The sequence below is a fragment of the Mycobacterium sp. E2733 genome (genome assembly GCF_001667585.1).
Taxonomy (GTDB): domain Bacteria; phylum Actinomycetota; class Actinomycetes; order Mycobacteriales; family Mycobacteriaceae; genus Mycobacterium.
Genome location: NZ_LZJZ01000092.1, coordinates 144,805 through 159,126, shown reverse-complemented (window position 1 = coordinate 159,126; position 14,322 = coordinate 144,805). Strand labels below are relative to the sequence as shown.

The following is a 14,322-nucleotide window of genomic DNA, read 5'->3' as shown; positions in this document are numbered from 1 at the left end:
GCTGAGCGATCAAAAACCAACACGCCAAAACTTGCCACCGGTCAAAGTGAGGAGAGCCCGATGAACGGGCGGGTGCGCTCGGTTTAGGGGCAGGAGCCGAAGGCGGCGGTGCCGGGGCAGCCGGGGCGACGGCTCTTGCGCCGATTTGTGGCCGCGTGTCGACGTGCGGTCGAATGGCGATCGCCAGCGCGATGACGAGGGCCAGGATGCCGCCGACAAACAACCCCAACACGCTCATCGCCACGAGAAACGGCCGGGTGGCGCGCTGCTCGCTCGGTGCGGCGGCCGAGCCGGTTCGTGGACTGCTTAGCAAGTCGTCGTCGTCAAACATGGGATGGGCGCCGGTGCCAAATGCGCGAGCGGTTGTGACGCCGGCTTCTTCCGGGACAGCGCTATAGGCCAACGCTTCGCCGCTACCTCCGGCGGGGGCAGAAGCACCGGCGTAGCCGAGAAGCAATGCGTTCGGGATGACCTCACGAGTGCCGGGATCTTGCGCGTAAGCAATTGCTGCTGTCGAGGACGAAAACAATGGCGGATTCGCCGATGCCAGTGCCGCACCCCTGGCCAGCGCCAGCTCCGGCTCCTCCGGTGTGCTCACGATAAGGGAGCTGGCCGCCTGCAACTGCGCCCTGATTGCGGCGATGTCGACGCCGTCAGAGCCGACGACGAACAAACCGTCCGGCCGCGGATCCATCGCTTCTGCTCCAGCGGCCAGCGCCGTCAATGCGGCTACTGCCTCATAGTCGTCATCCGGGAGGTCTCGTCGAAGTACACCGGTGACCGAACCGTCGGCGGTGTGTACCACTGCCATCGTCGCGGTGGACGGCTCCACGAACAACAGGGCGGTTTGCGCGTACCGGGTCGTGTTACCCACCGTCTGGGTCAACGCGGCCGCGGCTAGAAAGGCCGAGACCAGCATGACTTTTTCGAGCTTCTGATCGGCGAGCAAGTCGCGAAGCACAGCGGCGTCGGTTGGATCCGTCCAGGTCACCCCGATCGAAGCCAACTGGCAGCCGCTTTCGGCGGTTCCTTCCCGCGTTCCCAGAATTGCCGAGACGACTTGAGGGGGCGCGGGCGGATGCGCCCCACCCATGGCGGCGGGGACCTCAAACTTGTCCGTGTCCACCGTGGCGCCACCGGCGTGTTCCCCTTCGACCAAGACCATATGAACTGTCGTGGGTGTCATCGACACACCGAGTACGGTTTCCACCACCCCTCCCACATGACTTAACGTGATCCTCGCCCGAAATCCAGCGTATCCCTACGTTGGGCAGTCGAAACCGAGGCTGACGTGTCGGCACGTAACAGGGAGTGCGTGACGCGACCGCCCTCGAAGCGGAAGGCGTGCGCGGGACGTCGGAGAGGGTCGATCGTGCCGTCCACGTGCACGATGACTCCGCCACCGGATGGGATACCGAGCCCCGTGGTCGATCCCGCCAGCTGTTCAACGGTCCGCGACAGCCGCGCCCACCCGCCCCGCTCGTCGTGCGCGTCGATGACCATCGGGACGAGATCGAACACATCGAGTAGCTCGGACACGCAAGGATCCGGCGTCTCGACGATTCCATGGCGTCCGAGCTGGACTGCGCCGGCCGAGATACCCACGAGGACCGCTCCTTGGGCGTGTCTGCGCACGATCACGTCCTTCATGCCGGTTTTCTCGAACGTGTCCCAGCCGAGTCGCACATCGCCGCCCGCGAGGACGATCAAGCGGGCACGATCGAGAAAGGCGCGATCGCCGGGGCCGAAAGACGAATCGATCATGCGGCGATCGGTGATTCCAATCGCATCCATTGCCGCCTCGAAGATCTCGTAGTACTCGGGACGATCCCCGTTGGAGGCACCGATATAGGCCGCGCAAACCGGTGTGTCGCGCGCCAATCCGCCGAGTGCTCCCTCGAGGAGTAGTCGCTCCCGCCGCTTCCAGAACAGCAGCTGGCTGTCCGCCAGCAGATAAAGCGGTTGTTGTTGTGGCACCGTCTCAGTCGCCGCAGACGAGCTCATCGAATCTGGCGAGCGCGGCGTCAAGGTCCGCTTCGTCGAAGATTTCGCAGCGGTCGATGAGGTGACCGTCGATGGTCTGGACTTCGATCCCCCGCCACTCGGCGTCGAAGCCGTCATGTGAAACGCCCTGCGCCACATGGGAGCAAACCATGCCGAGGTCAGTCAACCGATGCACGGCTACTATCCGGAAGGTCAGGTCCGTGGTCAACTGCCACAGTGAACGCAAGGATGCGTTCAGACCGCCTTCCTCGATGATCCCGGGTCGTCGGTGATCGATGTTCACCCAATCCGGCGTGGTCGGGAAGAGCTCGCGCCGGTTCATCGCGTCATAGGACCCTGCGATGACCGACCAAGTGTGCGCGTGGGGAGCTGCTTCACCGGCCAGGTATCGGGCATCGAGTTCTTCGAAGGCGGCGTCCATGTTGTCGGGGTCGAACAGAACACGGGTAGCAATTCGGTTTTCGGCATCCAGCTCGACGATGCAGAGCAACTCGGCATGGAAATCCTCTGGCCCTGCATCCCGCGAGAAGCGCGTACGCCTGAGGAGAAGCCGTTCGCCGCGGGTCGCGATGATTGTCGACGTTATGTGGGTGACTCCCATACCCGAAAGGGTCTGCATATTCGCGACCTCGAAGTCTCGACCTCGTCGAACGCCTGCGTTCACAATTCGTCGTCGATCGTCGTTAGCCATGTCGTCAGCGAGTGTCGACGCAAGAGCCGCCCAGTCACCGGCCGCGAAGAACTTCCAGAAGCGTTGGTCGGTCAGGGTAGCCGCGTTTTCCGGCCGCCGCGCCTCCTCCTGCAGTTCTTCGAACCGCGCGAGCGCGGCGTCGAGGTCTCCCTCTTCGAATAGTTCCGACCTGTTGATTCGGTCGTCTTCGACGGTCAGCAGATGGATCATCCGCCACTCGGCGACGAAGCCCTCCTGCGCGGTCCCATTAGCTGTGTAGGTGACGACGGCTCCCGAACTGCCGAGACGATGCACCGCCTCGATATTAACCCTGACATCTGGCATGAGGTCCCACGTAGCGCGGATGTTTGAGAGCAGATCACCCGCGTCGATCGTTACCAGCGACCTGTGGTCGATCGTGACCCAGTCGGCCGCCGGAAGTTCGTGGCGGTTGAACCTGTCGCACTCCCGCGCGATGACCGACCACACGTGCGCGTGCGCGGCTGCCTCGCCAGCCAGATAACGGGCATCGAGTTGGGCGAAAGCTGCATCGATGTCGTCGGCGTCGAAGATGGAATGGAACGTCATCCGGTTGTCGGCGTCGACCTCCACGACGCCGATCATGTCGGCGCTAATCTCCCCTGGCTCAAATCCATGGGCGGAGGATCGGATGCGAGTGAGGGCAAGGCGTCGCCCACGGACCGCGATCACCGTCGACACAAAATCCTCGAACCCGACCTCGGCAACTGCTTGCACGTTTGCGATGTTCGTCTCGCGCCCGCGCAGGACACCGGAATTGACGACCCGACGGTTGTCATGCGATACAACGTTTTCGGCCATTATCTCGGTCAGCGCGGCCCAGTCTTGCGTCGTGAGGCATGTCCAAAAGCGTTCATTCACTTGACTTGCTGGATTTGCCAATGGCTGCCGCTGCGGCAATTCGTCAAAGCGGGCGAGTGCGGCGTCGAGTTCCGTCTTCTCGAAAACTTCGTAACGACTGAGCAAGTCACCTTCGAAGGTGCAAATGTTGATCATCTGCCACTCGGCGTCAAAGCCCTCCGGCGAGGTGCCTTTCACCACGCCGGAGATGACAGCACCCAAATCGCTGAGCCGATGCACAGCCTCCACCCAGGCTCTGACGTTCGGGGTGAGGCCCCATACCGCACGCATCGCTGCGGCCAGCTCAACGCCCTCGATCGCTACCAGCGGCCGATGATCGATGTAGACCGGATCCGTCGTCGTCGGGGGGATTTCGTGTCGAATGAACGCCGCGAAGCCCTGTGTGACCAACGACCACGTGTGCGCGTGCGCGGCCGCCTCACCGGCGAGGTACCGGGCGTCGAGCTCCGCAAGAGCGGCGTCCATATCGTCGGGGTCGAACACGATGTGCGCCGCGATCCGATCGCCAGGGTCGATCTCGACGATGATGAGTTGCTCAGGGGCGAACTCCCCGTCCCGCGCATCGCTGTTCGGGTGACGCATGAGGCTGAGGGCGAGGCGTTCCCCGCGGATCGCAAGTACGGCCGACGTTGTAGTCACCACATTCTCGGCCAGGGCTCGCAGATTCGCGATCACGACATCTCGGCCTTCCCAGAGCCCGGTGTTCACTACGGGCACCCGGCTTTCGATGGAACTGCCCTCGGCCAAAGTCTCGGCGACCGCAGCCCAGTCGCGGGCCTTGGAGTACGCAAAGAAGCGGTCTTCCGCTCGGGTTGCCCTGTTCTCAAGACGCCGCATCGGTCGGTGCAATTCGTCAAACCGGGCGAGGGCGGCGTCGAGATCTGCCTCGTCGAATACCTCGCAATGGCTGAGCATGTCGCCGTCAACCGTCAGGGCGCTGACCTCGCGCCACTCGGCTTCAAAACCTTCTGGGGAGGCCCCAGCCGCAGCGTGGGTCACGACGGCGCCGTATTGGCTGAGACGATGTACCGCCGCGATGCGGATGGTCAGGTTAGGCGTCTGATCCAACGCACTACGGAGAAAAGCGATCAGTTCGCCGGACGCCATCGCTGCCCCTCGCCGATGGTCGACGTCCACAAAGTCCGTTGTCGTAGAGGGGAGTTGGCCGCGGTTGATTGCGGCGTAACTCTCCGCGATGGCAGACCACGTGCGCGCGTGGGCGGCCGCTTCGCCCGCGACGTAGCGAGCATCGAGCTCAGCGAAGGCAGCGTCCATGTCGTCGACGTCGACTAAGACGTGGGCCGCAAGCCGCCCGTCGGCGTTGATTTCAGCGATCCCGAGCATCTCGACGACGAATTCCCCGCGCTGCAAGTCAGGATTAAAGGACCGGACAAGAACGAGTGCGAGGCGCTCCCCGCGGGTCGCAATGACCGTCAGCGATACCTGGGCAAGACCCTCGGCGAGGGCTCGCATGTTCGCTACCACGACGGCGCGTCCGTGCCAGACGCCGATATTCACCACCCGGCGGCGGTCCTCGACAAAACTGTCGTCGGCCAGGGCTTCGGCTAACGCCGCCCAATCGCGGGCCATTGCGTGTGCGAACAAGCGATCCTCGGCTCGGCTTGCCGCGTTCTCCAGGCGGCGTGTCGGGCGGCTCAGCTCTTCAAAACGGACGAGCGCGGCGCCGAGGTCCGCAGGGTCGAATAGTTCGCAACGGCTGAGCAGGTCGTCGTCGAACGTGACGATCCCGATCTCTCGCCATTCGGCCTCGAAGCCGTGTTGTGAGGTGCCATGCGCCACTTGGGTAACGACGGCTCCGAGGTTGCTCAGGCGATGCACGACCTCAATGTAGACATGGATGTCCGGTGCATCGCTCCACAAATCGCGGATGTAGGCGGTCATGTCACCCGTCGCGAATGCTGCTCCTCGCCGGTGGTCGATGTTCGCCCAGTTCGGCGTCCGCTCGGGCAATTCATGTCTGTTGATCGCGGCGAAGGCATCAGCCAGCAGCGACCAGATGCGCGCATGGGGGGCCCCTTCTCCTGCGATGTAACGCGCTTCGAGCTCAGTGATTGCGGCGTCGAGGTCGTCGGGGTCGAAGACAGCGGTCGACGCGAATCGGTTGTCGTCGTTGACTTCAATGACGCCAAGCGCCGCAGCTTGGAACGCCGCGGGCAGCGAATCTTGGCTCGCGAAGGTGAAACGGAAGAGCGCGAGGCGCTCTCCGCGGGTCGCAATGATGGCCGCCTGCACATCGCTCATCCAGACCTCTGCGGTGGCCCGCCAGTTCGCCATCTCGACATCTCGACCGCGTCGGATTCCGGCGTTGATGACGGAGCGGCGGTCGTCTGAGCAAAAGTCTTCGGCGAGTAGACTTGCCATCTCATCCCAGCGCTGGGCCGCAAAATGCGCAAGGAACTGCTCGAGCACGCGGGTCGTCGTATTCACCAACTGGGCTGACGGCCGGCTGAGTTCTTCCAACCGCGCGATCGCGGCGTCCAAGTCTGTCTCGTCAAACATCTCGCAGCGGCTGATTCGGTCGCCTTCAACGACGAGGAGTTGAATCATCCGCCATTCGACGCCTAATCCGTCGTGGGAGAACCCATGCGAATCAAGTGTGATGACGGCGCCGGAATGGTTGAGCCGATGCACGGTTTCGATGTCGACCCTGAATTCGGGCGTGAGGTCGAAGAAGTTGCGGAGGGCTGGCGCTAAGTCGCTGGAAGCGAATGGTGTGGCTCGCCGGTGGTCGACGATGGCCCAGTCCACTGCGTGAAGCTCTTGCCGGTTGAACATCGCGTAGACGCCCGTGACGACCGACCATATATGCGCGTACGCGGCTGCTTGGCCGGCGAGATAGCGGGCGTCGAGTTCTGCGACGGCGGCGTCGAGGTCGTCGGGACCGAATGCAACGCCAGCAGCGAGACGCTCGTCGGCGTCAATCTCGTTGACGATGAGCGCTTCCGTGACGAACGACTCGTGCCCCTGATCGCGGCCTGAGAGACCGATGCGCATGAGGGCGAGGCGATCACCGCGGGTCGCCATGACGGTCGACGTCCGGTTTGTGAGCCAGATCTCGGCGCGCGCCCGCATGTCTAAGAGGTGGGCGTCTCTGCCATGTCGCACTTCGGAGCCGACCACGCGACGGCGATCGTCACTGGAATAGTTCTCGGCCAACACCTCGGCCATGGCCCGCCAGTCGTTCGCCGCGTAGTACGCCGAGAAGCGGTCGGCCACTCTGCTTGCCGCGTTTTCCAGCTGGCGTGCTGGCCGGCTGAGTTCATCGAATCGCGCGATCGCTTTGTCCAAATCCGCTTCGTCGAAAACCTCGGAGCGGCTGACAAGGTCACCGTCCACCGTCACGAGGCTGATCCCTCGCCACTCAGCGTCGAAGCCCTCGCGCGATGTCCCTTGCGCGACATGGGTGTAGACAGCTCCCGCGTCGCTCAGTCGATGCACCCCCTCTGGGTAGGTCTGAATTCTCTGGTCGAGATCCCATCCGGCGCGGACGTATTGAATTTGTTCACCAGGGCCGTAAGCCGTCCCTCGGCGGTGATCGATGCTTGCGAAATCCAGGGTAATCGGCGGTAGTTCGTGCCGGTTCAGTGCGGCATAGCCAGCCATGATGACTGACCAAGCCCGCGAGTGAGTAGCCCCTTCTCCTTTGAGGTAACGGGAATCAAGTTCTTCGAAGGCGGCGTCGGCGTCGTTGGTGTCGAACGCAACGAGCGCTGCGATCCGCTCGTCAGCGTCGATCTCGATCAACTGTAGATATTCGACATGGAAGGCCGCGGGATCTCCGTCGCCGCGCGCATATCGTGCGTGAGTGAGGGCTAGGTGCGCCCCTCGGATAGCGATGGTGTCTGACGTTGCATTCGTGATTCCACCCTCGGCGACCGCCTGCAAGTTGTCTATCAAAGCATTGCGTCCCTGCTGAATTCCGCCGCCTACCACGGCGCGGCGGTCGTCAGTGGTGCAGTTGTCAGGCAGCATCTTGGTTATCGCGGGCCAGTCCCGGGCAACGTAGAACGCCTGCAGGCGTTCATAGACGCTCGTTGCCGCATTTTCCACTCGCGGCGGTGCTGGACGGCCTAGGTCTTCAAACCGCGCCAACGCGGCGTCGAGGTCTGCCTCGTCGAATACCTCGCAGCGGCTGAACAAATCGCCATCAGCCGTAAAGAGCATGACCTCCCGCCACTCGGCGTCGAAGCCGTCGCGGGACGTCCCACACCCTTTATGAGTGACAACCACTCCGAGGTCACTCAGGCGATACACGGCCTCGACGTAGTAATGGATGTCTTGGTCGAGATCCCATCCGGCACGTAGGTATTCGAGCATGTCACCGGGCGCGAAAGCCGCTCCGCGGCGGTGATCTATATTTTTGAAATCGCCGGTTAGAGGCGGGAGTTCACGTCGGTTGATCGCGACGTAAGCCCCGGACATGGCAGCCCACATGCGTGCATGGGGTGCCGCTTCGCCGGCGAGGTATCGTGCCTCGAGCTCCTCGATGGCGGCATCGAAGTCGTCTGGGTCGTATGCAACGCGTGCCAATATCTGTTCTTCGGCGGAGGTCTCGACGATAACGAGCGTCTCGATGCTGAATCCGCCAGATGGGTGGTCTTCGCCCGAGATACGCGTCCGGCACAGGACAAGTCGTTCGCCTCGAGTGGCGATGACCTCCGCCGTACTTGTCGTCACCCCAATCTCGGCGAAGGCCCGCATATTCGCGATTTCGACGTCACGACCGTGTCGGATCTCGGCGCTGACGACCCGTCGATGGTCGTCGACAGCCGTGTCCGCGGTTAGTAGCTCCGCCATAGCGGCCCAGTCGCGTGCGGCGAAGTACGTTCGGAAGCGCTCGTACGCTTGGCTTGCCGCGTTCTCGAGTTGTGGTGCCGCTCGACTGAGCTTTGTGAATTTTTTGATCGCGATGTCGAGCTCTGTCTCTTCGAACACCTCCGCGCGACTAATCATTCTGTCGTCGACCGTCATAAGGTTGACGCCGCGCCATTCCGCAGCGAAACCGACATGCGAGGTTGCATGTCCCGCCCACGTGAAAACGGCGCCGAGGTCGTTAATCCGATGTAATGCTTCGACGTAGACGTCGAGTTGTTGGTCGAGATCCCATCCCGCACGGAGGTAATCGGCACCCTCGCCTGGCGCAAACGCTGCCCCCCGCCGGTGGTCGATACTCACCGCATCCGATGTGGCCTCCGCCAGTTCGCGCCGATTGTGGGCAGCGAAAGCACCTGTGATCACCGACCACGTGCGGGCGTACGCGGCCCCTTCACCGGCAATAAAGCGCACGTCGAGTTCGGCGAGGGCGGCGTCGAAGTCTTCGAGGTCGAATACCACGACCGCCCTGACGTGCTCGTCGGCATCGACTTCGACGACGTTAAGGGCATCGTTCTGAATCGTGTCGGGATCCCTGCCTGAAAAGCGAATCCGCATAAGGGCAAGGCGCGCGCCGCGCGTGGCCACGGCGCCCAATATTGTCATCGTTGCGAAGCCGACGTCAGCGATCGCCCGCATTTCTTTGATCGCGGCATCGCGCCCATGTCGGATCCCGGCGTTCACCACCCGCCGGCGATCGTCGATGGAATAGCTGTCGGCCGCTGCTGCCGCCAGGGCGTCCCAGTCACGAGCTGCGAAATACGAATAGACGCGTTCGTAAGCTTCGGTTGCCGCGTTTTCCAAATGCGATGCCGGGCGGCTGAGCTGCTCGAACTTCGCGATCGCAGTTTGCAAGTCCGCTTCATAGAATAATTCGCAGCGGTTGACCATCCGCCCTTCGAGGGTCAGCAAAGCGATCTCGTGCCACTCACCGTCCAAACCTGCGTTCGAATTTCCATACGCCACGTAGGAGACCACCGCCCCCAGGTCATTCAATCGATGTACGCCGCTGACGTATGTGGTGATGTCTTGGCCGATGTCCAACCCGGCGCGAATGTATGCGGGCAGCTCGCCCGGTGCGAACGCTGCCACGTTTCGATGGTCAATCGTCGCGCAGTCGGGGGGCAGGGCGGGGAACTCGTGCCGGCTCATCGAGGCAAAGGTTCCGGTGACGATCTGCCACGTGGTCGCATATGGTGCACCTTCGCCCGCGAGGTAACGGGCATCGAGCTGCGCGATGGCGGCACCGATGTCTTCGACGTCGTATGTGAAGACGTTCGCGATCCGATCGTTGCCGTCGATCTCGACGACGTTCAGCGCGTCATTTTGAATCGCCTCGGGGTCCCGGCCGGCGGCGCGAACACGCGCCAGGACGAGACGCTCCCCGCGGATCGCCATGGCGCTGACCATCGAGATTGTGAAGCCGACGTCAGCCGCCGCCTGCAAGTCTCTGACCACATCGTCTCGACTAAGTTGTGTCTCGGCACTCACGACCCGCCGGTGATCTATGCCGACATAGTCGTCGGCCACGGTGTCAGCCAGGCCGTCCCAGTCGCGCGCCGCGAAGTGTGACCACTCGTTCTCAAATACGCGCGATGCCGTATTTTCCAATCGCCGCGGAATCGGGTGCTCCGCCTCGAATCGGGCTTCGAGTTCGGCGAGTGCGGCGTCGATATCTTCGACGTCGAAAGACACTTGGAGCGCGATTCGCCCCTCCACGTCGAGGCCGATCAAATGAAGCAGCTCGTCTTCGGGCGCCCCAGGACTCACATCTGCTGCGCCAAGCAGCGTGCGGACAAGAGCCAGGCGATCGCCTCGCACACCGATAACCACACGCCGGCATCGCACTAGGCCCGTGGCGAGGAAGCGCTTCGCCTCAGTTGCCCACTCGCTGGGCGAAAGGTTGATCCGCGACAAGCCCACTATTTTTCGGCGGCTTTCGACGGCGATATTGGGTGCGAATACTTCCTCTAGTTCGTTCCAGGCTTCGCGGGCGGCGGTTTCATCCAGGCGGCAAATCGCACGCACGCACGCGTTGTCCAACTTGACGGGCGGTGCTTCGGGTTGGTCGGCAGCGGGCGGTGGTTCGGCTCCGAGAACGCGACGCGCCTTCTCGGCAAGCGCCGCAGCACCTTTCCGCTCGTACAACTCGGCGGCCCGCTCCGCGGCGGCCCGCGCACCCACGATGTCACCGGCCGCACCCAAAACCGTTGCCAACGAAAGACATGCATCGCCGTGATCCACCAGCGCGTCGGTGCGCTCAGCGAGGCCGACGGCTTCCTCGGCGACCCGCCGAGCCTCGTCGTGATCACCGCGCCGCGACAGCAGCCGCGCCCGAAGCGTGCGCCAGGCGATCGACGCCTTCAGGGCGTGACCGGCGAGACGTTCACTCTCGGTAGATAATTCATCCGCCTCGGCGTCTCGGTCGAGCGCCAGACAGGCGCGGCCCAGCAATGCGGCGGTCTCTGCGGTGTCGGCGTCGAGACCCATGCGACGAAACCCGTTGTAGGCCTTGCGTAAGTGCGGCTCGGCCGCCGCAGGCTCGTCGACCACCAGCTCCACGATCCCGGCGAACTGCTCGACCTCCATAAGGGAATGGCGCAGTCCGAGCTCGGTGGCCGTGCGTCGGGCCGAGTCGATCATCCGTCGCGCCGCAGCTCCCCGTCCGCGGAAGGCCTCCAACACAGCTTGGCACCGCGTCGACGTAGCCTCGACCGCCGGTGAGTCGGTGGTGATCCGGAGCAGCCGTACGACGTCGAGGCATCGCCCGCCTGCGCGCGGAACGGGATTCGGGCCCCACAGCGCCGCAAGCGGCGCGTTCGCGAGCACCGCGTTGACCCGGCGGTGTTCACGGGCGCGCCGCGCCGCTGAAAGAGCGTCGTCCAGAGCGATTTCGCCGTCGCCGATTCTTCCCAGCCGTGCCAGGCATCCGGCACGCACGGTGTGCGCCATAGCTTCTCCGGCGGCGTCGCCGAGTTGCGCCAGCTCTTCGGCGGCCGAGCCGACCGCGGCCGCGACGTCGTCCAATCGTTCCGGGTGGATCAGCATCGAGAGTTGGCCATCGAAGCAAGTCGCCCACGCCGCTAGTTGCCTTGAATCGGTGCTGGCGCTTTGCAATTGAGACACGGCACTCCCCGCCGAAGCCACGTCGCCCGCGGCCAGCAGGGCTTCACAACGCGCTATCAACAACTCGGCCGTCTGGTCGTCGCGGTCGGGCAGCTCCTCGTCGATCTCTTCCAGTGCGTGCAGGGCCCGGTCGTAGAGGTCCGCGGCACCTTCGTAGGCGAGCCGTGCCATCGCCTGGTCCGCGGCGCGCCGGCAGTATTCGACCGCCTTCGCCGCGTTTCCAGCCCACGCACATTCGAAGTAGTGGTACGCCAATTCGGCCAGCAGCTCGTCGTCGGCGCCGGGCTCGTTTTCCAACGTCGTGGCGATGCGCTGGTGCAGCCGCATGCGCCGCACGGACGGCAGCTCGGCCAGCAGCGACTGTCGGACGATCGCATGGTTGAACCGGTAGCGACCGCCGGGCTCTTCGATGACGATGCCGGCCTTGCATGCCTCGTCGAACGCGTCGACCAGGTCGTCCTCTAACACGCGTTCCACCAGGTCCAAGGCGAACCGGCTGCCGACGACTGCGGCTGCGGCAAGCGCCTTGTTCGCCTCCGCTGGAAGCCGTGACAGGCGGCGGCTCACCGCCTCGCGCACCCCCTGCGGCAGGGTGCTCTGGTCCCAGCGACCACCGCTTTCATCCACGTGGCGCAGGGCCTCGATGAGGAAGAACGGATTGCCGCCGGTGACCGACGCCAATGCCCGGGCGAGCTCTTCGTCGTTGTAGCCCGCCTCGGCGACGTAGGCGGTCACGTCGTCCTCGTGAAGACCGCTGAGGCTGAGTCGGTCGGCCGTGCCGTCGCGGTGGAGGTCGGCGAGCATCGCCGCCAGGGGGTGGGAGCGGTCGAGGTCCGTGCTGCGGTACGTCCCGATGATCTGCATGCGGGCGTGTTCGCCGAAGCGCAAGAGATGTCGTAACAGCAGCAGCGTGGGCTTGGCCGCCCAGTGCAGGTCGTCGAGGATCAGGACGACCGGCGCGCTCGCCGATGCCGTTGCCAACAGCGCGACGACGGCGTCGAAAAGTGCGTAACGTTCGGTGTCCGGGTCGGCGCGCGTCGGCGCCGCCAGGTCGGGGAGCAGGTCGGCCAGGCCGGGCACCAGTGTGAGGAGTGCTTCCACGCCCCGAAGCCCACGAAGCCCACCCGCGCCGAGGCACGGGACCAGTGAACGCAGCGCTTCCGCGAACGGTTGGTAGGGCGCACCGAGGTCCTCGTCGCACCGGCCGTAAATGACGAGGGCGCCCTGGTCAAAAGCCTGTCGTGACCATTCGCCGGCCAGACGGGTCTTACCGACACCTGGTTCGCCCGCGATCAGCATTGCCTTGGTGCCCCCGGCGAGCGCGGTCTGCCACGCCGACGACAGTCGATCAAGCTCGTGCCCGCGCCCAACGAACGGCCCCGGGCCGGCCAGCACGGGGGGCAGGCTCGGGCGTTCTAGAGCCACCTCGGTCGAATCCGCGGGATGGCCGAGCGGGGCGGTCTGCAGCTGGAGTTCGAAAACATGCTCCGGACGCGCGAGATTACGCAGTTGGCGCGTGCCCAGGTCGGCGAGCACCACGTCTTCGGACAGCGAGTCGATGACGAGTTCGGCGGTAGCACCCGAGCACAGAATCTGGCCACCGGTAGCCAGCGACCGGAGGCGGGCGGCGCGGTTGACCGCGCGCCCGAAGTAGTCGCCGTCGCGGAGTTCGACCTCCCCGGTGTGCAAAGCCACGCGGATACGCATGGGCTCCCGCAGGACCCAGGGCTCGTGAGCGATCGCATCTTGGAGTTCGATCGCGGCGGCGGCGGCCGCCGACGGTCGCTCGAAAACCGAGAAGGTGGCGTCGCCCTCGCCCCGCGTCTTGATCAATCGCCCTCCGCGTGACGTCACGACCTGCTCGACGAGTTCGTCGTGTCGTGCCAGCGCCACCGCCATGGCTCCGGCGTCTGCCTCCCATGCGGCCGTCGACCCTTCGATGTCGGTCAGCAGGAACGTCACGGCGCGTGTCACCGACGAGAGTTGTTGTGCGGCGGGCATTTCCAGCGCAGAATCCTGCGCCACGATCGCGGCCTCCAGCCGGCGAAGGTCCGGTCCCGGGTCAACCCCCAGTTCGTCGGCGAGCAGCGCACGCGCACGCTGGTACGCGCCGAGTGCCTCGCCCTGCCTGCCGGCGCGGTAGAGCGCGAGCATCAGCTGGCCCCAACGCCGCTCGCGCAGCGGCGCGTCGGCCACTGCCGCCTCCAGCTCGCCAATGATCTCCGCCGCCCGGCCCGTCGCGAGCAGCGCATCGGCCCGATCCTCCACCAGCGCGGCGTGGCTTTCGATCCACCGCGTTTTCTCGGAGGTTCCGCGCCGGCCGTCGGGCAGCTCGGGGATTCCGCGCCACAGGGCGAGCGCCTCCTCGAAGCGCGCCACCGCCTGGCTGGTGTCGCCGGCCGCCGCGGCGTCGCGTCCCAGTCGGGCGGCCGATTTGTACCGCGCGGCATCAACCTGGGTCTCGGCCAAGGTCCAGCCCGCGCCCGCCGTCAGAACGAAGCCGTCGCCCAGGGTGCGTCGTAACGAGGAGATGTGGGTTTGCAGGGCCTTGGCTGCGGTGCGTGGTGGATCCTCGCCCCAGAGGAGCTCGACGAGCGTGTCGGCCGCCACAACCGAACCGCCGTGCAGCCCGAGCATGGAAAGGATCGCGCGGGGTTTGGCGCCCGGGATCGTGACGGGCACCCCGCCTAGCCGGACCCGGAGAGGTCCCAAAACCCCCAGTTCCACCG

The 14,322-nt window shown here is 64.6% G+C and carries 3 protein-coding genes; all 3 read right to left on the bottom strand.

Translation table 11 applies throughout. The features are described from left to right. On the bottom strand, positions 1 to 1,210 hold a 1,210-nt coding region (locus tag A5678_RS17050), incomplete at its 3' end, for a hypothetical protein (RefSeq protein ID WP_156746948.1). 17 nt (positions 1,211 to 1,227) lie between these two features. Beyond that, positions 1,228 to 2,004 (bottom strand): Type 1 glutamine amidotransferase-like domain-containing protein, encoded by a 777-nt coding sequence (locus A5678_RS17045; protein ID WP_082945591.1) that lies wholly within the window; start codon positions 2,002 to 2,004, stop codon positions 1,228 to 1,230. Further along, positions 1,982 to 14,320 (bottom strand): BTAD domain-containing putative transcriptional regulator, encoded by a 12,339-nt coding sequence (locus A5678_RS17040; RefSeq protein WP_255396924.1) that lies wholly within the window; start codon positions 14,318 to 14,320, stop codon positions 1,982 to 1,984. The genes A5678_RS17045 and A5678_RS17040 overlap by 23 nt, the downstream gene beginning before the upstream one ends. Positions 14,321 to 14,322 lie beyond the last annotated feature (2 nt).

Coding starts and splice junctions, on each gene's coding strand:
- A5678_RS17045 (WP_082945591.1), bottom strand. CDS start 2,004: ATGAGCTCGTCTGCGGCGACTGAGACGGTGCCACAACAACAACCGCTT.